Origin of the sequence: Cohnella cholangitidis (assembly GCF_014107495.1) — a bacterium.
Lineage (GTDB): Bacteria > Bacillota > Bacilli > Paenibacillales > Paenibacillaceae > Cohnella > Cohnella cholangitidis.
Genome location: NZ_CP041969.1, coordinates 961,843 through 985,940, shown reverse-complemented (window position 1 = coordinate 985,940; position 24,098 = coordinate 961,843). Strand labels below are relative to the sequence as shown.

The 24,098-nt window shown below is 49.2% G+C and carries 26 protein-coding genes and 2 pseudogenes; 25 read left to right on the top strand and 3 right to left on the bottom strand.

Going from position 1 to position 24,098, the window contains the following annotated elements; genetic code table 11:
* Positions 1–30 precede the first annotated feature (30 nt).
* From FPL14_RS04945 to FPL14_RS04930, 4 genes are all read left to right on the top strand, one after another.
* Complete coding sequence (locus FPL14_RS04945; protein WP_182301974.1) at positions 31–318, top strand: Dabb family protein; 288 nt, start codon at positions 31–33, stop codon at positions 316–318.
* Between the two features lies 1 nt (position 319).
* On the top strand, positions 320–457 hold the full coding sequence (locus FPL14_RS04940) for a hypothetical protein (protein ID WP_182304234.1): 138 nt from the start codon (positions 320–322) through the stop codon (positions 455–457).
* Between the two features lie 18 nt (positions 458–475).
* Positions 476–898: a DUF86 domain-containing protein gene (locus FPL14_RS04935; RefSeq protein ID WP_182301973.1), complete on the top strand. Its 423-nt coding sequence runs from the start codon at positions 476–478 to the stop codon at positions 896–898.
* 151 nt (positions 899–1,049) lie between these two features.
* Positions 1,050–2,105 (top strand): hypothetical protein, encoded by a 1,056-nt coding sequence (locus tag FPL14_RS04930; RefSeq protein WP_182301972.1) that lies wholly within the window; start codon positions 1,050–1,052, stop codon positions 2,103–2,105.
* Here the strand turns inward: FPL14_RS04930 and FPL14_RS04925 are convergent.
* Together FPL14_RS04925 and FPL14_RS04920 are read right to left on the bottom strand one after the other, a co-directional pair.
* Positions 2,098–3,294: a macrolide family glycosyltransferase gene (locus tag FPL14_RS04925; protein WP_182301971.1), complete on the bottom strand. Its 1,197-nt coding sequence runs from the start codon at positions 3,292–3,294 to the stop codon at positions 2,098–2,100. The two genes, FPL14_RS04930 and FPL14_RS04925, sit on opposite strands and share 8 nt — an antisense overlap.
* 12 nt (positions 3,295–3,306) lie before the next feature.
* The gene (locus tag FPL14_RS04920; RefSeq protein ID WP_182301970.1) at positions 3,307–4,098 is read right to left on the bottom strand and encodes a helix-turn-helix domain-containing protein; all 792 of its coding nucleotides are present in this window, start codon (positions 4,096–4,098) and stop codon (positions 3,307–3,309) included.
* 162 nt (positions 4,099–4,260) lie between these two features.
* Between FPL14_RS04920 and FPL14_RS04915 the strand changes: the two genes are divergently transcribed.
* From FPL14_RS04915 to FPL14_RS04810, 21 genes and pseudogenes are all read left to right on the top strand, one after another.
* Positions 4,261–5,517, top strand: a complete 1,257-nt coding sequence (locus tag FPL14_RS04915; protein WP_182301969.1) for an AMP-binding protein — start codon at positions 4,261–4,263, stop codon at positions 5,515–5,517.
* A 3-nt stretch (positions 5,518–5,520) separates the two neighbouring features.
* Positions 5,521–5,781: a phosphopantetheine-binding protein gene (locus FPL14_RS04910; protein ID WP_229263779.1), complete on the top strand. Its 261-nt coding sequence runs from the start codon at positions 5,521–5,523 to the stop codon at positions 5,779–5,781.
* Positions 5,782–5,784: 3 nt separating this feature from the next.
* Entirely contained in the window at positions 5,785–6,819 is a 1,035-nt protein-coding gene (locus FPL14_RS04905; protein ID WP_182301968.1) for a Gfo/Idh/MocA family protein, read from the top strand.
* Positions 6,782–7,896 (top strand): annotated as a pseudogene (locus FPL14_RS04895) (DegT/DnrJ/EryC1/StrS family aminotransferase). The gene FPL14_RS04905 and the pseudogene FPL14_RS04895 overlap by 38 nt, the downstream one beginning before the upstream one ends.
* 49 nt (positions 7,897–7,945) lie before the next feature.
* Complete coding sequence (locus FPL14_RS04890; RefSeq protein WP_229263941.1) at positions 7,946–8,848, top strand: DUF6005 family protein; 903 nt, start codon at positions 7,946–7,948, stop codon at positions 8,846–8,848.
* Positions 8,849–8,913: 65 nt separating this feature from the next.
* Positions 8,914–10,695 carry an ABC transporter ATP-binding protein gene (locus tag FPL14_RS04885; protein ID WP_182301964.1) on the top strand — a complete coding sequence of 594 codons (1,782 nt, stop codon included), beginning with the start codon at positions 8,914–8,916 and terminating at the stop codon, positions 10,693–10,695.
* Between the two features lie 35 nt (positions 10,696–10,730).
* Positions 10,731–11,786 carry a hypothetical protein gene (locus FPL14_RS04880; protein WP_182301963.1) on the top strand — a complete coding sequence of 352 codons (1,056 nt, stop codon included), beginning with the start codon at positions 10,731–10,733 and terminating at the stop codon, positions 11,784–11,786.
* Between the two features lie 10 nt (positions 11,787–11,796).
* On the top strand, positions 11,797–12,039 hold the full coding sequence (locus tag FPL14_RS04875) for an acyl carrier protein (protein ID WP_229263940.1): 243 nt from the start codon (positions 11,797–11,799) through the stop codon (positions 12,037–12,039).
* A 23-nt stretch (positions 12,040–12,062) separates the two neighbouring features.
* Positions 12,063–13,400: an ANL family adenylate-forming protein gene (locus FPL14_RS04870; RefSeq protein ID WP_182301961.1), complete on the top strand. Its 1,338-nt coding sequence runs from the start codon at positions 12,063–12,065 to the stop codon at positions 13,398–13,400.
* 34 nt (positions 13,401–13,434) lie between these two features.
* Positions 13,435–14,310 carry a sugar phosphate isomerase/epimerase family protein gene (locus FPL14_RS04865; RefSeq protein WP_182301960.1) on the top strand — a complete coding sequence of 292 codons (876 nt, stop codon included), beginning with the start codon at positions 13,435–13,437 and terminating at the stop codon, positions 14,308–14,310.
* Positions 14,297–14,542, top strand: a complete 246-nt coding sequence (locus FPL14_RS04860; RefSeq protein ID WP_182301959.1) for a phosphopantetheine-binding protein — start codon at positions 14,297–14,299, stop codon at positions 14,540–14,542. Before FPL14_RS04865 ends, FPL14_RS04860 begins: the two co-directional genes overlap by 14 nt.
* Positions 14,543–14,568: 26 nt before the next feature.
* Entirely contained in the window at positions 14,569–16,062 is a 1,494-nt protein-coding gene (locus tag FPL14_RS04855; protein WP_182301958.1) for a class I adenylate-forming enzyme family protein, read from the top strand.
* Positions 16,059–17,279, top strand: coding sequence for a type III PLP-dependent enzyme domain-containing protein (locus FPL14_RS04850; protein WP_182301957.1), 1,221 nt, complete (start codon positions 16,059–16,061; stop codon positions 17,277–17,279). The genes FPL14_RS04855 and FPL14_RS04850 overlap by 4 nt, the downstream gene beginning before the upstream one ends.
* A gap of 153 nt (positions 17,280–17,432) precedes the next feature.
* A complete protein-coding gene (locus FPL14_RS04845) occupies positions 17,433–17,870 on the top strand; it encodes a hypothetical protein (protein ID WP_182301956.1) in 438 nt (145 codons plus the stop codon).
* A gap of 60 nt (positions 17,871–17,930) precedes the next feature.
* The gene (locus tag FPL14_RS04840) at positions 17,931–18,248 is read left to right on the top strand and encodes a YtxH domain-containing protein (RefSeq protein ID WP_182301955.1); all 318 of its coding nucleotides are present in this window, start codon (positions 17,931–17,933) and stop codon (positions 18,246–18,248) included.
* A gap of 160 nt (positions 18,249–18,408) precedes the next feature.
* Positions 18,409–19,220 (top strand): annotated as a pseudogene (racE, locus tag FPL14_RS04835) (glutamate racemase).
* A gap of 142 nt (positions 19,221–19,362) precedes the next feature.
* On the top strand, positions 19,363–20,256 hold the full coding sequence (locus FPL14_RS04830) for a M14 family metallopeptidase (protein WP_182301954.1): 894 nt from the start codon (positions 19,363–19,365) through the stop codon (positions 20,254–20,256).
* Positions 20,257–20,345: 89 nt separating this feature from the next.
* Positions 20,346–20,549 carry a hypothetical protein gene (locus FPL14_RS04825; protein ID WP_324617872.1) on the top strand — a complete coding sequence of 68 codons (204 nt, stop codon included), beginning with the start codon at positions 20,346–20,348 and terminating at the stop codon, positions 20,547–20,549.
* A 70-nt stretch (positions 20,550–20,619) separates the two neighbouring features.
* Positions 20,620–21,243 (top strand): cupin domain-containing protein, encoded by a 624-nt coding sequence (locus FPL14_RS04820; protein ID WP_182301953.1) that lies wholly within the window; start codon positions 20,620–20,622, stop codon positions 21,241–21,243.
* A gap of 101 nt (positions 21,244–21,344) precedes the next feature.
* Positions 21,345–21,647, top strand: coding sequence for an iron-sulfur cluster assembly accessory protein (locus FPL14_RS04815; protein ID WP_182301952.1), 303 nt, complete (start codon positions 21,345–21,347; stop codon positions 21,645–21,647).
* Positions 21,634–21,891: a YuzB family protein gene (locus FPL14_RS04810; RefSeq protein ID WP_182301951.1), complete on the top strand. Its 258-nt coding sequence runs from the start codon at positions 21,634–21,636 to the stop codon at positions 21,889–21,891. Before FPL14_RS04815 ends, FPL14_RS04810 begins: the two co-directional genes overlap by 14 nt.
* A gap of 77 nt (positions 21,892–21,968) precedes the next feature.
* Here FPL14_RS04810 and FPL14_RS04805 read toward each other — a convergent pair whose 3' ends face one another.
* Positions 21,969–23,951, bottom strand: a complete 1,983-nt coding sequence (locus FPL14_RS04805) for an LTA synthase family protein (protein WP_182301950.1) — start codon at positions 23,949–23,951, stop codon at positions 21,969–21,971.
* Positions 23,952–24,098: the final 147 nt, after the last annotated feature.

Sequence of the window (24,098 nt, the reverse complement as noted above, 5' to 3'; positions counted from 1 at the left end):
ATCCTCATGATAAGAAAGGAATGGGAAAAAATGATTACTCATATCGTCCTTTTCAAAATGAAAGACCGCAGTCCGGAAAGCGTTGAACGCACGGCGCAAGTTCTTCGCGACATGGAAGGCAAGATCGACGTTCTCCGCCATCTGGAAGTCGGAACGGACGTGCTTCACTCCGACCGTTCTTACGATATCGCCTTATACACGAAGTTCGATTCCATGGAAGATTTGCAAGCCTATCAAGTGCACCCCGTGCACAAGAAAGTTATCGAGCACATGATGATCTATCGCGAAGCATCAGTAAGCCTTGATTACGAGAGCTAAGATGAGAATGTTAGTGGAGAAAGATCCTTCCAATATGGGGGACGTGTATCAGATGGCGACCTACACGATCCTCATCTTGATCAGTGCCGTCGTGATGGTCGTGTGGCTGAAGCGCAGAGGCAGAAGCAAGAAGAAATGACAAGGGGGCCGTTCACCAATGTATGACGTGAACGTCGGAAGCATCCGCAGCCGTCTGGCGTGTTTGCCGGAGCTCGCTCAAGCGTTATCCGCTTCGACGGTGTCCTGGCAAGGAGGCCTGATCGAAGGGTTGGCGCAAGAGCGCGCGCTTCATCTGGCCGCTGAAATCGTGACCGATGTCGGGCACGCGTTGATTGACGGATTCATTATGCGGGATGCGAGCAGCTATGAGGATATCATCGAAATAATAGCCGGAGAAGGCGTCATTACGACTGAGATAGCCGAACCGTTGCGCCGGCTCGTCTTATTGCGCAAGACGCTCGTTCAAGAATACGAACGTTGGCAGCGAAGCGAATTGCATCCGCTGACCGCCGAGCTTCCTAGGGTGTTAATGGGATTCTCCGATCAGGTAGAAGCGTACTTGCAAAAAGAATTGATCTAGCCGTTTAATCCGTTTCCAAAAGAGCCATCCCGCTAAGCTTAGGCTTAAGGGGTGGCTCTTTAACTATTCTTAAAATGAAAATTTTACCAAGATAGAGTAAAATAGTTCCGTATAGTCTTTATTTACAAATATTAAAGTGGGGTGGTCAATAATGAAAGAAATGATTTTACCGATGAAAATTCCCGTCTTGAACGCCTATTCGGCTATCGCCCATGAGTTCTCGATTCTGTCCAATTACGAAAACGCGATTCCTTGGTTTATGAGCAATTTAATCCAAATCAGCAATCAATACTCAGGCAACATGGAAACTTACGTTAATTTTTATAGACCTCATTTGTATTGGGACTGCCCTTGGATTCAAACGCAAGCCATATCTACCGATATCATTAATCTTAACGAGAAGTGGAATGGAAATATATTGGAGTTCATTAAAGATTCTATCCGGCTGGGTCACTATGTCCGAGTACACTTAAATCATTTATACATTCCTTTGTCCGGGAAAAATCATAATTTCGTCCACGATTCCTTGATATACGGTTATAACGACAGCGAAAATACGCTTTATGCAGCGGATAATTTCAAGGATCGGAAATACAGTTTTGAAAAAATCGGTTATTCGGAGTTTGAACAAGCCTATAAGGAAAAGCGCGACGTCGGTTCGAATTTATATACAAGCAAGTATATTCTGCTGATGAAATACCAGCCCGATGCCGTATACGATTTCAATCTTGATCATGTCATTGTGCAATTAAAGCACTACTTAAACTCCACCGATCCGTACAAAGACTTTATTTCCGGCTGCTCGCAAGCGGATTCGGATTTCTCTTTCGGCATGGAAGTCTATGAGAAACTTAAAGCCTATTTACAACGAATCGCGCTCCTACAAACGGATGCAGACGTTCGCGGTTTTTATTTTCTCGTTACCCACAAGAAGGCAATGCTGCTCAGATTGGAGTACATGGAGAATAACCGGTTTTTGAATAAGTCGTTGAACTTTTCCATGAACTACGCGGAAGTCCACAAATTATCGGTTATGCTTTGCAATTTGCTTTTAAAATATAACGCTACGAAACAAAAAAGCATTTTGCTGAAAGTAATAGACGGGATGGACACGTTTATTAGTAAAGAAATAGATCTTTTAACGAGTTTAATCGAACATTTGCCGGAGGCGAAGCGTCCGGTAGATCGCATAGGAGCGATCAACTAGTAATCTTATGCGTCTGTTTGAAATGCCGAATTTCCTCGATGGCTTTTTTCTGGCCTCCGCAGATACGCAGGCTTTCCCCGATTATGGAACAGTTATTTCGGTATCGTTCGTCATGCAGCACTTCATTTACGCTTCGAAGCAACAATTCCGGGGTTAGGGAGTCTCTATCCAGCTTGATTCCCGCGCCGAGCTCGGCTACCCTGTCTCCGACGATGGGTTGGTCCGCCGCCATCGGAATAACGATTAACGGTACTTCGTGGTAGAGGGCTTCGTTCACGCTATTCATACCTCCATGGGTAATAAATAGATGAGCGCGCTGTAGGATTTGCAGCTGCGGAACAAACGAAAGCACGGTAAAGTTATCCGGTATCCCCCGGATAGAGCGGATATCGATTCGGTGGCCAACCGACAATATTACCTGTCCGTTAAATGAAGCTAGGGCTTCGAAGCACGTTTGATAGAAATCCATGACGTTATTAAAAACCGTCCCCATAGAGATATAGACGACTTTGCTTCCAGGAATCCAATCGATGGAGAGTTCGGCGGGTTGAAATCGGTCCGAGAGGCTCGGACCGATAAATTTGTATGCGTCACCGATCGTTTCGCCGCGAGGTTGAAAGCTGCGGGAAGTAAATACAAGATTAATGTCGCCTTCGTTGAAGAATACGCGATTCATGTCCAACTTGCGCCGAATGTTATATTTGGCGCGAATTTTTTGCGATAACGAGGCGAACTGTTTAACCAAGCCCATATTCTCCTTGAATTTCTCCTTGCTCCGGTTGTTCTCTATCATTAATCGTTCCGCGTGGATAAAGGAAGTACAGGTAGATACGGAAGGAACGTCTAACCATTCGGAGACGATCTCCCCGCAACCGTACATGGAATCATGAATGACGTAGTCGAAAGAAAATCGCCGGGTTAAATCAAGAATGCATGGAAGAATAATCTCATAGGAGGATAAGATTTTAATCACCAATGACAAATAACTCTGCGTATTGAAGGGATCTTCCCGATCAAGAAAGTTCTCGTATGCGATATAGGTAGCCCCCAGTCTTTCCAAGGGTTTGCGAAACTCCTCGCTTGAAACGTAGATCACCCGTTCCCCCTCGGCAACGAGCTCCTCCACGATTCCCAATGTCGGATAAACATGGCCGCTAGCCGGACCGTTGATAAATAAGATCGTCGACATACGTATGCTCCTTTATTTGATATGTTGGAGTCTCTTTGAACGCCTGAATAACACCGGACTCATTCCCGAAGTGGCTCTCACCATGCTGATTAGCCTTCCTGCATTAGGAAACCCGACGATCTCGCATATGGTTTTCACGTTTAAATCGGAATTCTCGAGTAACTGCAAGGTGCGCTTCAGTCTGAGATTGTTCAAAAACCGAATAGGCGACACGGAAAAAACCTTGCTGAACTCATAACAGAAGTAGTTCGGATGGTAACCGATGGCGTTTGCGATATGATTCAACGACAAATGCGGATTGCTCATGTTTTTTCTCATGTATCTCGTTGCGTAGATAATGGCTTTTCCCTCTTTCAAGGCATCGGCTTTACGGTCGTTCGCCATAGGCGGAAGCGGCTTTCGAACCGCCGTAACGTTCCCGATCATTTCGTTGATTAACGCTGATATTAAACATGACAGTCTAGCTTGGTTCTGGTCGGGATTGAGATACAAATAAGAAATAAGCTCCTGCAGATGCCTTGTATATAAAGTAGCGGGTATGATTACGGGTTCTTTGCCGTTCGCGATGATGTCCGCGGAATCGAGAAAAGAGCTTTGAAATAAAACGCAATAATATTGATGCAGATGTACGTTGGTATGAAGAGGCGTATGAGGCGGGGCGAATGTAATCGGCGTTAAACGTTGTGAGGGATTGTCCATTTTGGGCCATAGGAGAACGAAATAGGGACAGTCCCATTCCGGTGATTCGGGGTGGTGAAAAGCTACGAACTGGGCAGGAAGCGCCTCCTCGAATGGTAACGGCATGCCGTCCCTCCTTAAGAAAAGTTTACCGCAAGCAGGTAAATTCTTAACAATGTACCAACATCTGAAAAATATAATATTGTTCGCATTCAGGAAGACTAGGTAAAATATGGTTGTTCAAACCATACTATACCATTTGACTATTCGATTGTTAAGGGGTGCTGGATGCTCAAAATCGACAGCCAAACGTACGAGAGTTCCGACTTGTCGGCAAGGTATGAAGAGATGAAAAGAATGGGGGAATATCGTAATCCGGAAGGGAAAAGATACGCGGTTTGCGTACATCACGCGTTTGATCTGCTGACGATCGTCATGTATCTCAGAGATAGAGGAGGATCGGTTCTTCTTATTCACGGCAATACGCCCGCAGAGTCGGCGAGGGAAATGGCCGCGGATGCGGATTGTCGTTATCTTATTTATTCTTGTTGGAATACGATCCTATCTATGAACGGTTCCCGAACCGAATCTATCGCGTCGATGCTTCAGTACACATCGGGAACGACGGGCAAGCCCAAACTAATTGCCCGTACATGGACCCAAATCGGGATAGAAATAGACCATTACAATGTATTATTCGGCGACGCTCCGAAGGAAACGCCGATCATACTTGTGCCGGTTTCTCATTCCTACGGGCTCATCGCGGGCGTATTGACTGCGCTAGCGAGAAAAGTCGTCCCGGTTGTCGTGCAGGAGAAAAATCCCAAATTCGCCCTGCACGCGATCAAATCCGCCCAAGCGCCTATCGTATATACGGTCCCCTTTCATTACGGCATATTAAACGCACTAGACAATAGCCAACTTCATGGCCACAAAGTTGTTTTTTCGGGCTCTCCGCTGTCCGATGAACTTCTCCTGAATACGAAGCTCAATACGGACGAAGTATGGCAGCAATACGGCTGTACCGAAGCGGGATGCATATCCGTCGCCAAACATCCTTTCTCTAGTACGGACGTGGGTTTTCCCTTAGGGCATTTGCGGTTATCGATTGGACGCGACGAACAAGCATACGATGATTCGCGCGGAGAAGTGATGGTGACGGATGGCAAGAATATAGTCGCGACTAGGGATCTGGGGTTTATGGACCCCGTGTCCAACCGCTTGAATATTTTGGGCAGATTAGACGATTTAATTAACGTTTCCGGGTTAAAGGTCATTCCTTACGAAGTCGAATCGGTTATAGGACGGTTGCCCGGCGTTCAAGAATCGATCGTGTTGAAGACCCGGCACCGGGTATGGGGGGATGCAGTCAAGGCCGTGGTCGTTGCCGATCCCCATATTAGCGAACAAGACGTAAAATCGTGGTGCATCGCGCGTTTGCCAAGCTACAAGGTGCCCAGCGTCATCGAAATGACGGATGAAATACAGAGGATGCCGTCCGGTAAAATCAATCGCAAAACCTATTCCGCGACTGGAGATGAATAATGAATGAACAGAAACGAGATCATGAATGAGTTAAGAAACGTAATCGTAGAAAACTTGGAGCTGGAAGCGCCGGAAATCCTTCGGGAAACGGACAAACTTTATGATGACTTGAATATCGATTCCATTATGATGCTGCAATTAATCGTGTACATAGAAGAGGTGTTTCAAGTATCGATACCAGAAGAGGAAATCGATCTTAACGTCTTTTCGACGGCGGGTTCTTTGGCCGATTTTATTGAATCTCTTCAGAAGGCAACCGTGTAACCGATGAGCGAAACCATACCATTAGGGATCGTCGGTTTCGGTAGAATTGTCGAACTCATTCATCTCCCCTTGCTCAAACAGTTACCCCGGATCGAAGTTGCCGGAGTATTCGACGTAACTCCTCAACGTTTGGCGCTGGCGGCCAAAAGAGGATTTGATATCTTCGAGCGGCTTGAAGATTTGCTGTCGTCCCCGGCAGAAGCCGTGTTAATCGCAACGCCGCCCAATAGCCACTTTCGATTAGCCGAACAAGCGTTGCGCAGCGGAAAACATGTATTAATCGAGAAACCGGTAACCTTATCTTCGGAGGAAGCCGTTCGATTGCAAACCATTGCCGAGCAAGAAGGCAAGATCGTATCCGTCTTTCACAACAGACGCTTCGACAGCGATTTTTTGCTGGTTAAGCAAATGATTAACGAGGAGGCCTTGGGATCGATTTTGTTCGTAGAGAGGCGCCATCATATGTTCGGCTCGGGAGCATCGTTCGGGGTGAAGTCGTTTCATCAAGAATGGCGCAATGAGAAGGCTTACGGCGGCGGGGCATTGCTGGATTGGGGGATCCATCTGATCGACCAACTGCTGCAGTTGGATTTCGGTCGATGCGTGGATATCAATGCCAGCATGAAAACCTTAAGCTGGGAGCAAGGCGAAGTCGACGATTACGTGCGAGCCACGTTTACGACGGAACGTAACGTCGTCATGTCGATGGATATTAATTTTGCTTCGAACGTCCCCGCTCCCTTATGGGTAGTCGGAGGAGACAAAGCTACGCTTCAGATCGTTTCGGAACGGGAAGCAAGCGTGCACGTGAAGGGAAAGCCGACCCAACCGATCATGCTGGAACCTTCGCTCAACAAAGGCGCCATTCGTATTTATTCCTCGTTCGCGGACTCCGTACGATATGGAGCAAAGCCGGAAGTCACGCTAGAGGAGGCCATCGAGGCCATGAAAATCGTGGAATGGATTCGTTTATCTTCGCTAAACCGTCAGGAGATGGAAAATGGGAATCTTATTTGCCGCCCCGCAGTCAGAGTTTGAAGAGATCCGCGAGGAATGGATGCAATCGGTGCTGCAAATCGCCAAACAAGGCGTTTTTGTCGGGGGTTCCGTCATATCCGGTTTCGAATCGGCATTCGCCTCCTATACCAACGTTACGGGCGCCGTCGGAGTCGGCAACGGAACGGATGCTCTCTTCCTGGCTTTGAAGGCGCTGGGAATCGGACCTGGCGACGAAGTGATTACCGTTGCCAATACTTTTATCGCGACCGTTAACGCAATCTATCAAACGGGGGCAAACCGGTTTTGGTAGATTGCGTTCGGACCGATTTTTTAATGGATATCGAACAGGTAAAGGCGTGCGCTACGCCGAGGACAAAAGCTATTGTCCCGGTTCATCTTTACGGACGAATGGTGGATTTGACGTCTCTCGTTCCTTGGGCGCATGCAAACGGCATTTTCATCGTCGAGGATTGCGCGCAGGCCGCGGGGGCCAAGTTATTCGGCAAACCGGCGGGCAGTTGGGGCGTCATGGGGTGCTACAGCTTCTATCCGGACAAAAATTTAGGAGCGTTGGGCGATGGGGGAGCCGTCATTTCCTCCTCGAGCGAGTTGCTCGGCAGGCTGCGTAAATTAAGAAACCATGGAGGAGAAGTCCGGTACCAGCATGACATCCCCGGTTTTAATTCGCGCCTTGATCCCATCCAAGCCAGCGCTCTGCAAATTAAACTTCGATATTTGGAGAGATGGACGCGCCGAAGGCGCGAAATAGCAAGTTGGTACGGCGCGTATTTAGCGGATGAAGCTTCTATTGAATTGCCGAACGATCCGCAGGATGAAAGCCATGTTTACCACTTGTACGTGATAAAGGTGAAATCGAGCCGCCGTGACGAACTCAAAAAACATTTACAGAAAAAAGGGATTCTAACGGCGGTGCAATACCCGGTGCCCGTTCATCTAACGCCTGCTTACTCGTCGCTTGAATACCAAGAAGGGGCATTCCCGAACTCGGAACTGTTCGCGCGAAGCATTCTCTCTCTTCCCATGCATATTTCGCTTACGGAAGACGAAGTCGCCAAAGTCGCTTATGAAATCAGATCTTTCTTAAGCAACGGATAATCGAATCACTTAAGCCAATGAAGTTGGGAGCGTTGGGTCTTCCGTGAAAATGAATAGTCCTATCCATTGCTTGCTCGACTGCTATGCTTCCGTGCTGAAAGAAGACGCCCGATTCGACTATAGGCCTTTGTATGTCGGAGCGTGGAACGCTTATTTCGACGCGAACGAGAAAGGGATTTACTACTACAGCGATACAGCGGATCCCTACGATTGGCAAGACAGGTTTGAGACGCTTTACGGGAATGCCGTCAAGCATTGGTTCGATAGGGACAAAAATAAATACGAGAATTATGCCGTTCTCAAGAATAGAATGGCCGACGGTCGAGCTTCTAGCGTTTCCGTCGTTATGGCGGACTTGTATTATCTTCCCTACTCGAACCAGTATCGTTCCAATCATACTCCTCATTACGTGATCGTAAAGCATAGAAAAGATACGCAGTGGCATCTGAAAGACCCATTCTTCTCCTGGGAAGGATACGTTTCGAATATCGATATGTGGAACGCCTTTTATTTTATGAACTTCGGTATGGGCTTTGAAATAAACGCTCAAGCTCTGCATTCCCCGGCAACAAGCGTAATAAGCCGTTTATTCGAACAGGAAATGCATCTTCGTCCTAGCCGCTTGCTCGTTGAATTCGAGAAATTCGTGTGTCGCTCCATAGAGAGCAACGAGGGTTACGCTCCAAAAACCCTATTCGAATCGATTAAACTGGCAGGAGTTATTTCCAAACGGTTTGTCGGTTATGTTCATGCGTTCGAGTATTTCGAAGCAACGAGCGATTATTGTGCCGCAGCGGGAAGCGCGATAATAGCGGATTTGTTAAAGGGCTGGGAGAATCTCATTTTAGCCGTATTAAGGTATCAAGTCCAAGACAAGAAAGTGGATCTGCAAGCTTTCTCGGCGAAGGTGGATTATCTGCGCAAGCTTGAGCTTGCGCGAAGAGCGAACTGATCGAGGGTTATGGCCATTGGAATAAATACAAAGTGACTCATGCCGACTAAAGAGGGGATAAGTAAATGAATAGCGTGAAAATGTATATTCGTTTAATGAAATATATCAATCCTCGTTGGCGATTAACGGGATTAGCGTTTCTATTGACCTTGCTTTGCTTAATATTCGGTTTGTTCCAGCCTTATTTGATTTCCATGTTTATCGATCGGGTGTTAATCGATAGAGAGACGAACGCAGCCATTCCGCTGCTGGGATTATCCCTGGCCCTTACGCTTATATCAGCCCTATTGAACGTATCGGGATTCAGCATATTCCGTTATTTGGAGGCTAGAACCACGCTTGATCTACGAAGCAAGGTTCTTAGCCACATTCGCAAAATCCCATTGACCGAGATAGAAAAGAACGGTCCGGGGAAATACATAGCGCTAATGGGGATGGATACTTCGAAAGTCGCCGTGTTTATCAATGTCATTGCCGTGGAGTTGACCAGGCAATGGCTTCAAATGTTTATTTCGCTCGTCATAATATTAGCGATCGATTGGCGCTTAGGGCTCATCGCGCTTATCGGCATTCCGCTGCTTCTAAGCATTCCCCGCCTCTATAACAAACCTGTCAAAGACGCGGTTAATCTTCTCCGTACGCATAATGAAGAAATCGGTTCATATCTCGTCGAGAGCATTCAAGGATCGCGAGAAATTAGAGCTTATCACCTTGAATCGTGGGAAGAACAGCGGAACGAAGCCATGTATAAGGATCTTGTGAAAGTCAGCATCAAGGAGGGATTGTTCCGCAGGCTTTCGGGAGAAACGGCCTCTCTCGTTATTGCGATTACGATTGTTTTTCTGTACGGATTCGGCAGCGGGCAAGTTCTGAATGGGGTTTTTACCGTTGGCATGATGGTGGCCTCCGCGCAATATTTACACTCCGTGCTCAGTCCCGTCCAGAACATGAATTATCTCATAAGCGATTTGTTGGGCAGCGAAGTAGCCATGTCGCGGATTGAAGATTTCCTTCGAAGTCCGATAGAGACGGTTATGCAAGAAGAGAACGCCGGAGGGAAGGGAACGGAGAACGAGTATCCGAGGTTGCCTAAGGATAAGATTCCGGTCGTGGTATGCAAGGATCTGAATGTTGCATATGAAGGGACCCGCATTCTTAAAGGGGTTAATATCGAGATTGGCCGAGGCAGGATCGCCGCTTTCGTTGGAACAAGCGGTTCCGGAAAGTCGACGCTGTTTAAGACGCTGCAAGGGTTTATGCCCATTGAAACCGGAAATGTCTCGCTAGCCGGCCTATCTTTGGAGAGATGGTCCAGAAGGGAATTATCCCGAATGATCTGCTACGTGTCCCAAGAAACCTTTTTATTCAAGGGAACGCTGTTCGACAATATCGCGCTCGGTAAACCGGAGGTTACGGAACAAGAGGTTTACGAAGTGCTTTGCGATGTGGATCTGAAAGCCTATGTGGATTCTTTGCCGGACGGCATTCATACCCAATTGGATAATCAAGGGTTTCAACTTTCCGGGGGACAGAGGCAACGAGTGGCCATTGCCAGGGCGATTATCAGAAAACCTGAAATTTTAATATTGGATGAGCCGACATCCGCGCTCGACCGCAATACGGAGGAGCAAGTTCTCTCGATCATCGAGCGGACGATGAACAACAAGACGACGCTTATCGCGACGCACAGGCTGGAAACGATTATTTACGCCGACGTGATTTACGTGATGGATAACGGGGTCGTCGTTGATTTCGGTACTCATCACGAATTAATGAACCGTTGCGGAGAATATTCGAAGCTCGTTAACGCTCAAGAGCTTCAGCACCAAACGATGCGGATAGGTTAACCCGAATCAATTCGAATAAGGAACGAGGGCGATCGATGGCGCGCCGGGACATTGTTGAGAAGGACAATCGAATGATCAATTTGGCTTATATGGAGTGTTTTGCTTCCTGCGTGCTTACCTATCTCAACTTCAATGGGGACGATTACAGAAAGGTTCTGTTGGACTATTGGAATTTAAATTATCAATTCAGAACGTTGCTATCCAGTAAGGACGCGCGGCAAATTCCTCTCGATTTATTCTACGGAATCGAGATGAAATTCATCAAAGGCGATTCAAAGACGCTGAATCAAAGCGTTCGCGGGGGCAGTGCCGCGATCTGCTTCTGCCAGGCTTCCAAGCTCGACTATTTTCCTCGCGAGAATCTAGGAATGGAATCGAGCGGATTTCAGCATTCCATCTTGATCTACGGTTGGGATCAATCGGGGGAGAAGTACGTTGTAGGCGATCCAACCGTGAGCGCTATCGTTCAAATGAATCCGGACGAAGTCCTGAAAGCGGGAGCCGTAAAAAAGGGACGCGACGAATTGCATTATTTCGTATTAACGAAACCCTCTATCCCATATTCGCCGCCGGACATAAAGTCATGTATCCGCAAGAGCGCGCAACGCAATCTGTACTATTACGGCAATTCGGACGGCGAGGCGGTTCCCCTCGCGAATGAAACGACTCCGGAGGAACGGAGAAGGAGAGAATGGCAGCAATGGTTCAGCAACCGCAAGAGCGGCGCGAAAGCATTGGAAGCGTTCGAAGCGGACTTCGTACAGTCGGCGGTTTGGGCGCCTGAAGCCAGAGTCGCTTGGATGAAAAGGAATGCCATTACGATCGCTTCGATTAGGCGAATCCGTTCCGCCGTCTGGCAAGCTTACATTGAAACCGGTTGTATAGGAGAGAACCGGCTGCGCGAAGGTAAAGAGCAGATCGATTCGATAAGCGGCTTGTGGAACACGATCAGCTTTAAGCTGCTTAAAGCCTTGAAGGAGCAAGATACTGCTCTATCCGATCAAGCCCTTTCACCGCTCATCGCTAAACTCAAACAGGCCGAAATTCGATTTATGGAGTGGTTAATCCTAGTCGCGGAAGAGGGAGATTAATGTGCAGCCTATGATAGATGCGCGATTGAAGGAAGTGCTTTTGCGGAATGCAAGAACGCAAATCAATTCGGAAGATATCCGTCCCGAGACCGATTTGATTAACGATCTGGCTTTGGATTCCATCTTGATCGTCAATTTATTCGCGGATTTGGAAGAGGAATTCGACATCCGTATTCATATCCAAGACATTACAACGCCGATTCTCAGCAAGTACGAACTTCTGAAAACCTACGTTGCCGGGATGACGGCTTGATCGATTCAAGGAGGATGGAGAGATTGGCGATCAAATGGCTGCTCGATAAAATGTCCGCTTACGATAACCGCGATGCGATCATCGCGGACCATGCGGCAGTCGGTTACGCAATGCTGTTGGAGCATTATCGGGAATGGGCCGCGATCGTTAGAAACCATAACTTTCAAGCGGGAGAGGTTATATTATTGGAGGGCGATTATTCGTCCGCGGCTTGCGGAGCTTTGTTGGCATTGATCGAGAATGGGAATATCGTCGTTCCGATGTCCGCCGGCGCGCGCCACAAACGCCGGGAGTTCATGGAAATCGCCCAAGTTCAGAAGTCTATTTCTTTCGCGGACGGTCTTTTCCATATTGAGAACCATTCGGCAGGCCCGCGAACGGGTTTGTTGAAGGACTTTCAGGAAACGGGACATGCGGGCTTGATTCTTTTTACGTCCGGGACTTCCGGAGCTCCCAAGGCGATCTTGCATGATTTCAAGCTTTTTGTCGAAAGATACAAAACCCCGAGAGAGACTTATCGTACCCTGTCATTTTTGTTATTCGATCACATCGGAGGAATCAACACTCTATTCCATACTCTTTCCAACGGCGGAGCGATCATCTCTCCTTCCAATCGTTCGCCTGCGGAGATTTGCGCCTTAATCGACAAACACCATGTGGAGTTACTGCCTGCTTCCCCCAGCTTCCTGAACTTGCTGTTAATGACGGAATCGGATAGGCAATATGATTTGTCTTCGCTCAAGATCATCACTTACGGTACGGAAGTCATGCCGGAATATACGCTTAGCCAGCTTCACCGCAGATTTCCCGATGTCCAATTCAAACAAACCTACGGTTTGTCGGAACTCGGAATCCTTCGCGCGAAATCCCAAAGCTCCGGTTCATCTTGGCTCAAAATCGGAGGCGAGGGCGTGGAAACGGAAGTCCGGGACGAAACGCTCTATATCCGATCCCGATGGGCGATGCTGGGATATTTGAATGCTCCTAACCCGTTCGACGATGAGGGGTGGTTCAATACGGAGGACCAGGTCGTCGTCGATCGAGAGTACGTTCGCATACTCGGACGCAGGACGGAAATCATCAACGTCGGCGGAAGAAAGGTATATCCGATCGAGGTAGAGGACGTTCTGCTCCAAATGCCGGAATTAAACGATGTTATCGTCAAAGGCGAACCGAATCCGATCATGGGCAATATCGTGACCGCCATTGTCAATGTAGGAACTCCGGCGAGCGCCAAAGACATCAAAACGAGAATAAGGGAATTTTGCCGAGACCGTCTCGAACCGTTTCAAATTCCGGTAAAAGTCTACGTCGAGAGCGGTCGTCTTTTTTCGAATCGGTTCAAGAAGGTGCGAAAATAAAGCTTGGCGATGAAGTCAGGAAGCTACCAATGGGATGGGTGTGTTCAGCTTGAACTATTATTTATGCTCCATATCTTTCCGACACGAGCTTGTTTCATTCGATAAACTTGTCCACTTCGCGCATGAAATCGGTTTTTCCGGTATTGAACTATGGGGGGCTCATGCTAAGGCTTTAATGCGCTATGACCCGCTCGAAGTTACCCGGAGCATCGATAGGATGCACTCCAAGGGTCTGAACATCTCCATGATCAGCGATTATATCGACTTAATGACCGAGAGCGGCCGATCATCCAACGTATTGGAGCAAGGCGGTCTCCTCCTCTCGATGGCGCGCTTATTTCGCACGCGCAAAATTCGTATCTTCGCTGGAAACAAGCCTAGCGCCTCGGCGAGCGCGTCGGAATGGCAGCGCTGCATCGCAAATCTTAGGCAAACGGCCGAGCTTGCTTCGGAATTCGGCATGTACGTAGTCATAGAAACGCATCCAAATACTTTAGCCGATACATTGGAGTCTACGTTACGTCTGCTGACGAACGTGGGACACGACCATGTCCGCATCAATCTTGATTTCCTGCATCTATGGGAATCGGGGTGCAATCCGATAGTTGCCTACGAACAGCTAAGAGATTGGACGGTAAATTACCATCTTAAGAATATATCCGATCGGAACAGGCTGGATGTATTCGAGCCGAGAAACGTCTATTCTCCGATGGGCGGCAGAGCGGGCATGGTGGGATTATCCAAGGGGGCGATCGATTATTCGGAAATTATGGAGCGATTGGAGCGGGACGAGACCTCTGAACCGCTTGCGATCGAGTGGTTCGGGGATCAACCTTTAACGCATCTGAGAACGGAGCTCGCTTGGCTGACGGGATTAAATACGGGGAGGCATGCAAATGGATTCTATTGAACTGAAAATAAGCGAAATCGTACGCGAAATGCTAAAGGTTCACGGTAACGTTAACCTGACGGCGGACCAAAACTTGTTCGATATCGGGTTGGATTCCTTAAATGCCATCCAACTCATCGTTAGACTGGAAGAAGAATTCGATATTATCATCGATGACGACGAACTTATATTCGATAATTTCGACAGCATCGAGAAGATCATGGAGATTATGAAGAACAAACAAGCGGTATAGTCTTTCATCGAACGAGGGGATCCGATATGAATAAGCTTGTTTACGGTCTATTGCAAACGGGAGCTTGCAAGGATGAGGATAAGACGGCCCTGCTTTCGGAATTTTCATCCTATACTTATAGAGAACTGTTGGATGAAGTGGACGGTTTGGCGAATGAGTTAGCCGTTAGGGGCGTTCGAAAAGGGGACAGGGTAGTCGCCCTTCTTGCCGACAGCGTCGAATCCGTCTTTTCGATTTTCGCGATTTCCAAGATCGGCGCAGTATTCGTCCATTTAAACGTTGAAATCGTATCGGCAAATTTGAAGTATATCATCGAGGATTGCGGTCCCAAAATCATCATTACGAATGACCGTTTCATCGACAAGTTCGAGTTGAATAAAGAAGGCTTAAACATTCTTAATCTGGACGCGTTGCACGCCGATAAGTCCGGCGATCCGCTTGCGGCGGATCGCGAAGTTTCAATCGACGAAGAGGATATCGCGTGTTTGATCTACACATCGGGCAGTACGGGGAAACCTAAAGCGGTTATATCCTCCCATTCCAATGTTACGTTCGTGACCGATGCGATTCAGAAATGCCTCGAGATTAGAGCCAGTGACATTATAGCTACGTATATCCCGTTCTCATTCGATTACGGACTTTATCAAATTTTCTTGTCGTGCCATGCGGGAGCGACTCTGTTCATAGGAAACAAGAAAAACGTCGGGTCTACGATCATGAAGGATATTCTCAAATGGAAAATTACCGGATTGCCAATCGTTCCTTCCATGGTCAATACATTAGTGGCTTTGGCTAAGCGGGAGACGAATAAAATCGAAGGGCTGCGGTTTATTACAAGCACGGGCTCCTCTTTTGCCTATTCCAACATATTAGATTTAATTCGAATTTTTGGACAATGCGATATCTACGCCATGTACGGGCTTACCGAATGTAAAAGAGTTTCTATACTGCCTTGCGCCGATGTGCATAGGAAGATCAATTCGATAGGCAAGCCGCTGCCCGGTACGCAATGCTGCATCGTGGACCAAACGGGGAACGAATTGCCTCCCAATGAAATCGGAGAGCTAGTGGTCAAAGGCCCTCACGTGATGCAAGGCTACTGGAACAACGAACCGGTAACGAACCAATTTTATAGGCGCTTGAACGATGAACGCGTTCTATTCACGGGTGATTATTGCAGCATGGACGAAGAAGGGTATTTGTACTTCTACGGGCGAAAGGACGATATCTTCAAGCATAATGGATATCGATTGAGCACTCTGGAGATTGAAGGGGCAGCGCTTGAAGTAAAGGGAGTTACCCAAGCGGTTTTCATCCCCCTTGGGGAGGACGAGCCTTCCTATTTGCTGGTCGTTTCGCCAAACACGATTGATAACATTCGAGAAGAGCTGGCGCTAAAGCTGGAAAGTTATAAGATGCCCCATCACATTGTGAAGGTGATGGATCTCCCTTTAACCCCGCATGGAAAAATCGATAAACTATCGCTTAAAAAAACGCTGAGCGAAGGAACGTGGGCATGAACTATTCCGATCTGGTCAGAAAATACGGCAGTCCTTTGTATGTTTATAATATTGACGCTCTGGCAGACTCCTATCATAAGTTGCGTTCTTATTTACCGGACGATTCCATCCTTTATTATTCGCTTAAAGCAAATCCGCACCCCGTATTGGTCGGCCAGCTCGTTCGCTTGGGATGCAGATGCGAGGTGTCTTCCGTCAACGAACTCGCGGTCGCGCTGCAAGCCGGCGCGAGAGCGGATCGGGTACAATACACCGGTCCCGCCAAAACGAGAAACGAAATCGAGACCGCCGTCATTCGGGGAGTTAGATTATTTTCTTGCGAATCATGGAATGAGTTCGATAAATTGAATTCCGTCGCAGAAGAACACGCAACGAAACTAGCTGTCGTATTACGAGTGAATCCGAACTCCAAAAACTTGCGATCCAGTTTAGCGATGACGGGGGTTTCTTCCCAGTTCGGAATCGATGAAGACAAAATCATGAACGGATCTTTGGATTTTCTTGCGCATCCATCCATGGAAGTTATCGGTTTCCACGTATTCAACGGAACAAACTCGACGGACGTCGGCAGTCTTATCGATTCTTTTGCTTATTCCATCCAGATGGCCAAAAGGTTGGCCGAAGAGTTAAATATCAATCTCCGCTACCTCAATCTTGGAGGAGGTTTCGGCCACCCCTATGCCAAATTCGGCGATTCTCCGAATTTCTCTATCCTAAAATCAGAACTAACGGCCCTCTTGGACTCCGAGATTCCCGAATGGAGAAACAACGAAACGCAGGTCGCTTTTGAATCCGGAAGGTTTATTGCGGGGAGCTGCGGACAGTATATTTGTTCAATCGAAGATATCAAAGAAAGCAAAGGCAGTCGCTATGTGATCCTTAACGGAGGGATTAATCATCTTGGCGGGATGTCGGGATTGGGACGCATGCAGAAATTGGACGTGGATTTTGCCGTATCCGACGAAGCCTCATCGGAAGAGAATGACATTGCATCGTTAGTCGGTCCGCTGTGCACTCCATTAGACTTTATTAGACGACCCGGCGAAATACCGAAGCTTGACATAAACGATCATATCGTTATCCCCAATGTAGGGGCCTATGGGTTAACATCGAGTTTATTGGGCTTTTTAAGCAGAGAATCGCCATTGGAAATCGTATATAGCGTGAATGAAGTCATAGATATTTCGCGAATCGAGCTCGAGAGAAAGAAATATTAGGCGAGAGAATTCAGGAATCGTGTTGTTGCCGGTAATCTCGCACTCCTTTTTGATTTTAGCCCGTCTCCTGTGTCAAGACGAGCCGCAGCTACTTATAATGTCTTAACCGCATGGGCATTCGCCCGGGTTAAGAACCTGCTGGAGGGATGACGAGTGGCGTGGGAATTAGCGGGGTATAGCGTTGCGGCGGCCGTGTTGATCGTTGCCTTATCCGTTCTCTACGGAATCGCGAACGTTGCTCGTTCGCTTCGGCGGTTGGATCATGCCGCGATGAACCTTAGCAAGGAAGCTGAGGCTTCGCTGCGGCAATGCAGCCGTCTGGCAGAGGAAGCGAGCGAGGCGATCTCCGTTTCGCGTCAAAGCCTGCAAGGCTTCGCTACGCTTGCGGAGGGGGCGCGAGCTTTGGGCGAGGCCGTGCAGACGACAGCGCAAACGGCGGTTCGGGTAACGGAGCTATACCGAGAAAAGTTAACCGCGCCGCTCCAATCCTGCGCCGACAAGTGCGATGAGAAGGCGGGAGAGACGCCCGATCTCATGGACATTGGCCGTAGAATGTGGTCTATGTGGAAGCAGCGCACCGGCCAAGGGTAATCCTCCGGCAACGGTCAGAGACCGGGACTGGGTGCGGATTCATCAGAGGAGTGTGAAAGCATGTCTAATAAGAAAGCAGTAAAATCGTTTTTGTGGGGAACGTTGACGGGCGCGATTACGGGAGCGGTCACGGCGCTGTTGTTCGCTCCGAAAACCGGCCGCGAGCTTCGCGGAGACATCGCGCAAACGGCTCAGAAGGTCGGGGAGAAAACGGCGGATCTTAGCCGCCAAGCCGGTTCGGCCGTGCAATCGCTGGCTAAGAAAACATCGAATTTAGTAACCGATATCCGTACCCGCAAGCTGAACGCATCCATCGACACGGAGGAAGTCGCCGCTACGGAAGAATCCTACGAGGACGACAAGCCGTCGGTACAATAATCCTATCCATAACGCGCCGAAACGCCGCCCTCTCCCGCAGGGCGCGTTTTTGGGGCTCATCCTTGTCCAAATATCAGCTAAGATCTAGGTACCTTTTGCGCTTGGGGCTCATAAAGTATGATGAAATGACTTCATCAACTGTGAAGAAAGCGGTGTTCTCGTGCAGCAAGCGATCGCAGTCCTTGATTCCGGCGTAGGGGGACTGACCGTCGTCAAGGAAGTGATGCGTCAGCTTCCCCATGAAAAAATAGTGTATTTCGGCGATACCGCACGAACGCCTTATGGTTCCAGACCTGCGGAAGAGGTCGTCGCATTTACCCGCGAAATCGTAGAATATCTCACTCATTACGATCCCAAAATGATCGTCATTGCCTGCAATACGGCAACGGCCTTAGCTTTGGAGGACATCCGGCAACGGATCAACCTGCCGGTGGTCGGCGTAATAAGTCCCGGAGCTCGCGCGGCAGTCGGGCGATCGAAATCCGGAGTCGTCGGCGTGATCGGCACGGAAGGGACGATTAGAAGCGGTGCTTACGATATCGAGCTTAAGAAGCTGTCTCCTCTTGTACAGGTCGTAAGCCGCGCATGTCCAACGTTCGTGCCGCTTGTGGAGGATGGCAATTTCCGTTCCGCGGAAACGTTCAGAACAGTATCCGAGTCTCTCCTAAGCCTGCGGAAATCCACGATGGATTGTTTGATTCTCGGATGCACACATTACCCTTTCCTTACGGATAGCATTTCCGCAGTGATGGGTCCGGAGGTCGTCTTGATCAATTCGGCCGAAGAGACCGCAAGGGAGATTCGTTCGATTCTATACGAGAATAACGAACTGGCGGATCAGAGCGAAGTTCCCGTTCATCAGTTTTTTGCAGCGGAGAACCGAGAAAATTTCAGGATATCGCTCAAGCTTGGTTAGGAGAGCAGATCCGACTAACACCTGTCGTGTGGCAGGTTCCGCATATCAGGGTATGATTGACGATCGGACCCGGGAGAGTTCGACGACGTTTCAGACGGCGTCCGGCTCGCCGGGCTTTTTTTTGTGCGGAGAGAGGTTATAAGAGCGGACTTACGCACATAGACCATAAGAACCGCCGAGGTATAGGAGGGTGTTCCCATGGCTGGCAAAGACGAGTATAGTCCGGAACAGTTAACGAAAGACGTAAGAAGATTAGCGCGCAAGTATCCCTTTATTAGCGTAGGGTCGATTGGCAGAAGCGCGCTTGGCAAACCGATCCCGTACTTGAAACTAGGCGCCGGTCCGTTTAACTGGCATTTTAACGGTTCTTGCCATGCGAACGAGTGGATCACCTCCCTCTTGCTGATGAAGTTCGCGGAACAATACGCCCATGCTTGCACGAAGAGGCTCTCGTTCTGGGGAAAATCAGCCAAACAGTTATTTTCGCGTTGCAGTTTGTGGATCGTCCCGATGGTGAATCCGGATGGCGTCGAGCTTGTCCAACGAGGAATGACGCCAAAACATCCTTATTACAAGGAGCTGCTGCAGTGGAACCGGGGTTCCTCTCGTTTTCATAGATGGAAAGCGAATGCGCGAGGCGTAGATTTGAACGATCAATTTCCTGCCCATTGGGAGGAGGAACGGCTGCGCAGAGGGATTTTGTCGCCGGCGCCGCGCGATTACGGCGGCGAGAAACCCTTGTCCGAACCGGAAGCCGCCGCGTTGGCTGAATTTACGGAGCGGAATGATTTCCATGCGGTTATCTCGCTGCATACCCAGGGCGAGGAGATTTACTGGAATTACCGGAACGACGAGCCGGAGGAATCGCGAGCTTGGGCGGGGCGATTGGCGGCTTCGGCCGGGTATCGCGCCGTCTATCTGGAAGGAAGCGATGCGGGGTACAAAGACTGGTTCATCTCCAAGTTCCGTCGTCCGGGATTTACGGTGGAAGCCGGCTGGGGACGCAATCCGCTCCCCATGGAGGGCTTCGAGGACACCTATGACGATATCGCGAGGCTTTTGGCGGAAGCGCTGGATTGCGCGCCGGAATGATTCGTCCGGCGGAGAGCGGGGTACACTGGATACAAGTTGCATGTACAGAAAGGGGCCCCGCGCATGGCTCGCAGATCTTGGACAACCGTATGGAAACATCTTCCGAGCAGAGTATGGCGGATTCTTCGTTCGGAGCGCGTGTCTCTAAGCGACAAGCTGATCTTCATCGTTCCGGTAGCCTGTATTGGCTGCTTCCGGACTTCATGCCGTTCATGCCGATTGACGATGCGGCCTTTACGGCTCTTGTCGCCGGCTGGTACGCGCGGGCGATGGAACGCAAATACACGCTTTGAACCTCTTTCTAGGCATTCGCATATACTTCTCTAAGATTGCGATCAACGAAGAGAGAGGCGTGGAATAAGCTTGGCGAATTCGAACGCGGATTTTACATCACCAACGGTTCAGTTCACCTTTGATTTGAAGAACGACTTGTTTTTCAGGAAAGACGCGAGCAATTATATTAACCGGCTGTCCATCAAGGATTTGAACACGCTGGGGAACAACTCGCTGCTGGACATTTATATGAGCGCGGGGAACGTGGTGGAACCGCATATCCATCAGAACGCTTCCGAGCTCGTTTATTGTATTTCGGGGGCGGCTGTCGTCTCGTTGATTAATCCTTTTACGACCCGGTTGCTCCATTTTCCGATTCAACCGGGTCAAGTCGCCAACGTCCCGCAAGGATGGTGGCACTACGAGATCGCGACCGTCGACAATACTCGCCTGCTTGCTATCTTCGATGCCCCGGCTCCCGAAGCGATTTTCGGTTCGGATATTTTGCGATTGACTCCCGCGAGCGTGTGGGCGCACTCCTACTGCTTGAACGAAGCAAAAGTCGAGGATACGTTTGCTCCCATTACGTCTACCGCGTACATCGGCTCGCCTAAGGATTGTCAGCAAGCGCAAGGGATCGGATCTACGGCCAACCTACGATACCGGCAGCCGGATCAGCAGCGGCAGTATCGATCAACCCAGCGGCAAGAATAGTTTGGCCAGGAATTAGGAGGCGGTCGATTGAACCGTCTCTTGTGTTCCTACTTTAAAATACTTACAATAGAACGGAGAACCTGACGGGAGTGAATGGCCATATGAACTGCAAAATTACTCGGAACGCGGCTAACGTGCTGCGTCGTGAATTGGACAAGCCCGAGAACGCGGACTTGAAGTTGAAAGTCTTTATTACGCATAGCCACGGAGACCATGCGCACTATGGAATGGATCTGGCTAAGCCGACCGACAAGGAAGAAGTCGTATCGACGGATAAAGGGATCGATGTCATCCTAGCCAAAGGGGAGTCCTTGCTAGACGGCGTGAAGATCGACTATCTCTATTTTCCGAAGGAAGGATTCGTGATTACGAATCCAAGCAAGGGCAACCATGGAGACCACTGATAACGAGCTTACCCCGCTTAACGATATACGGATTTGCGATAAGTGCAAGCATGTACGGGTCAAGACGATGCTCCCGAAGCTGCAGAAGCTGGTGCCAGGAACCGAGATCAAGGTCGCTTGCAAATCGTATTGCGGACCTTGTTCCCGTTACGCATTCATCTTTATTAACGGGCGTTACGTCACGGCGCCTACGGAAGACGAAGTGATCGAGAAAGCTCGCAAATACGTGAAGTCGCAAGTATAAACGGCTTTCGCACTTTCTGAATCGTTAAGCCAAAGGCTCCGCCGTCCCTTAGGGACGGCGGAGCCTTTGTGTTCGCGCTATTCTTCGTCTTCCTCATGAAACGCGGCGATCAGATCGTGCTCGATGACGGTGTCGGATACGCTGAGGTCATGCTTGGCGGATTCCGCTCCGGCCGCGCATGCCGCCGCATCCGTCTTCTCGCCGTCACCGCCCGAGACGTCGTAGCAGGTTCCGTTAGCCGCGATCCCGTCCGCGCTAGGCACGAAGTAGACGTTGCCGTCCGTAAATCCGCCATTGCGGAATACGACCGACTTCGGCGCCTCGGATAACATGCTGATCCCCATTAAATACCGATCGTCGGCCGGAATACCGAGCAGGTGCATGAGGGTAGGCGTCGTGTCGATCTGGCCGACCGCTTTGTCTACCACTCTCGCATTCTCGTCGTTAGGCAAGTGGATGAAGAAGGGGACCTTGCGTACGATTCGGTCCTTGTCGATGTCCGACACCGGATTGCCGAAGTACTTTTCGTACAGCTTCCAATCGTACACGGAGTTATCGTGATCGCCGTAGAATACGAGAATCGTGTCATCCCACATGCCTTCATCCTTTAGATCTTCGACTAACGAGCCGACGGCAGAGTCGACGTAATGCATCGCTTGAACGTAATCTCCCAGTATCGTGCCTTGCAGATCGCCTACGTCCAGCTCTTGGTTGGCGTAGGGCAGTTTGAAAGGATGATGGCTGGATAACGTAATGGATAGCGCATAGAAAGGCGATTTCTGACGCTCTTTCAATTGTTCGACCGTTTGGCGGAAGAAGGATTGATCGCCCAGCGACCAGCCGATCGGTTGGTCTATCGTATAATCCTTGATATTATAAAATTGATCGTACTTCATATTATGGTACATATTGTTCCGGTTCCAGAAGCTGCCGTCGTACGCGTGATGGACGGTCGCGTCGTACCCTTCGCTTTTCATGACGGAAGGAGCGCAATCGAATTGGTTGCCGGCGAAGCGGATGAACGCGGAGCCGGTCGGCAACGGATGCATGGAACAGCTCGTGAGAAAATCGGCGTCGGAAGTCCGCCCTTGAGCGGTCTGGTGATAGAAGTTGGGAAAATACAGGCTTCGTCCTATCAGTTCGTTCAGGATAGGAGTAATCTCTTCTCCTCCGATCGTCTGACCGATGACGAATTGTTGGAACGCTTCCGCTTGGACCACAAGTACGTTTTTGCCCTTGTACTGCCCGAATAGAGGCTCCGATTCCATTTGCTTCTGCAGCTTTTGCCGCTCCGTGAACCATGATTTCGCTTCCTGGATTTGCTCTTTGGACAGATTGTCGCCGAACCAATGCTCTTTGGCATAACGATAGGTGTCGTAGCCATGGAATCCGAGCAAACCGGTGACGTTATAGATTGGGACGTTCCACCAGTTGCCGACGAATAAACCGCGGGCCCATCCGTTTTTCTGCTCTTCAACCGGGTAATAAATGAGCGCCCAACCGATTGCGAATACCAACGTAGCCGGAATGAATTTGCGCCATAACGGTTTCCGCGAGGCAAACTCGGAACCGGACCTAAGAGACTGGCGCTTAGCGGAGTGCCTCCACAGCACCCAACCGGCAAGCGCGAAGGCGACGGGGATGTCGGCGAAATAAAGCCAATCTCCGGATTCCATGAGGCTCCAGATACTGGCTTGCAATTCTCCTACCTGGCCGGCTTGAAGAAGCACGGGAACGGAAATGAAATCTTTGAAGTAACGGAAATAGATAAGATCCGCGAACAGAAGGATGGATAGCGCAAGATCCAGTAAGGCTAGAGATACGGCTTTGGCGCGCGGGCCCAAGAAGATCGTCCAGAAAGAAGCGAGAAGTACCGCGCCTAAATTAACGGCCCATTTCCAGTAATTCATGCCGCCGACGTTAAATTGATGATCGAGCTCGTTTAATTTGAACAACATGGAAGCGACGAGCAGGGTTATTCCCCATAAGGGCCAGAGCCGGAGCCCTCTCGCGGACCAATCAAGTCCTTTCCGTGCAGCAGTTCGCAACTGCGCTAACATGACATAACTTCCTTTCCTAAGCGTAGCGAATGTCGCTTCCATTAATAGAAAGTAAATTCGCCGTACGTTTGATCAACGTAATGTAAAATGCTGAACAAAAATCAGTATAGCTCTAATGAAGGGGAAATTACAAATATTGTGGTACAA

Bases quoted from the DNA above. Each gene is read 5' to 3' on its own strand.
- FPL14_RS04945 (WP_182301974.1), top strand. From the start codon at position 31: ATGATTACTCATATCGTCCTTTTCAAAATGAAAGACCGCAGTCCGGAA.
- FPL14_RS04940 (WP_182304234.1), top strand. From the start codon at position 320: ATGAGAATGTTAGTGGAGAAAGATCCTTCCAATATGGGGGACGTGTAT.
- FPL14_RS04935 (WP_182301973.1), top strand. From the start codon at position 476: ATGTATGACGTGAACGTCGGAAGCATCCGCAGCCGTCTGGCGTGTTTG.
- FPL14_RS04930 (WP_182301972.1), top strand. From the start codon at position 1,050: ATGAAAGAAATGATTTTACCGATGAAAATTCCCGTCTTGAACGCCTAT.
- FPL14_RS04925 (WP_182301971.1), bottom strand. From the start codon at position 3,294: ATGTCGACGATCTTATTTATCAACGGTCCGGCTAGCGGCCATGTTTAT.
- FPL14_RS04920 (WP_182301970.1), bottom strand. From the start codon at position 4,098: ATGCCGTTACCATTCGAGGAGGCGCTTCCTGCCCAGTTCGTAGCTTTT.
- FPL14_RS04915 (WP_182301969.1), top strand. From the start codon at position 4,261: ATGCTCAAAATCGACAGCCAAACGTACGAGAGTTCCGACTTGTCGGCA.
- FPL14_RS04910 (WP_229263779.1), top strand. From the start codon at position 5,521: ATGAACAGAAACGAGATCATGAATGAGTTAAGAAACGTAATCGTAGAA.
- FPL14_RS04905 (WP_182301968.1), top strand. From the start codon at position 5,785: ATGAGCGAAACCATACCATTAGGGATCGTCGGTTTCGGTAGAATTGTC.
- FPL14_RS04890 (WP_229263941.1), top strand. From the start codon at position 7,946: ATGAATAGTCCTATCCATTGCTTGCTCGACTGCTATGCTTCCGTGCTG.
- FPL14_RS04885 (WP_182301964.1), top strand. From the start codon at position 8,914: ATGAATAGCGTGAAAATGTATATTCGTTTAATGAAATATATCAATCCT.
- FPL14_RS04880 (WP_182301963.1), top strand. From the start codon at position 10,731: ATGGCGCGCCGGGACATTGTTGAGAAGGACAATCGAATGATCAATTTG.
- FPL14_RS04875 (WP_229263940.1), top strand. From the start codon at position 11,797: ATGATAGATGCGCGATTGAAGGAAGTGCTTTTGCGGAATGCAAGAACG.
- FPL14_RS04865 (WP_182301960.1), top strand. From the start codon at position 13,435: ATGGGTGTGTTCAGCTTGAACTATTATTTATGCTCCATATCTTTCCGA.
- FPL14_RS04860 (WP_182301959.1), top strand. From the start codon at position 14,297: ATGGATTCTATTGAACTGAAAATAAGCGAAATCGTACGCGAAATGCTA.
- FPL14_RS04855 (WP_182301958.1), top strand. From the start codon at position 14,569: ATGAATAAGCTTGTTTACGGTCTATTGCAAACGGGAGCTTGCAAGGAT.
- FPL14_RS04850 (WP_182301957.1), top strand. From the start codon at position 16,059: ATGAACTATTCCGATCTGGTCAGAAAATACGGCAGTCCTTTGTATGTT.
- FPL14_RS04840 (WP_182301955.1), top strand. From the start codon at position 17,931: ATGTCTAATAAGAAAGCAGTAAAATCGTTTTTGTGGGGAACGTTGACG.
- FPL14_RS04830 (WP_182301954.1), top strand. From the start codon at position 19,363: ATGGCTGGCAAAGACGAGTATAGTCCGGAACAGTTAACGAAAGACGTA.
- FPL14_RS04825 (WP_324617872.1), top strand. From the start codon at position 20,346: ATGGAAACATCTTCCGAGCAGAGTATGGCGGATTCTTCGTTCGGAGCG.
- FPL14_RS04815 (WP_182301952.1), top strand. From the start codon at position 21,345: ATGAACTGCAAAATTACTCGGAACGCGGCTAACGTGCTGCGTCGTGAA.
- FPL14_RS04810 (WP_182301951.1), top strand. From the start codon at position 21,634: ATGGAGACCACTGATAACGAGCTTACCCCGCTTAACGATATACGGATT.
- FPL14_RS04805 (WP_182301950.1), bottom strand. From the start codon at position 23,951: ATGTTAGCGCAGTTGCGAACTGCTGCACGGAAAGGACTTGATTGGTCC.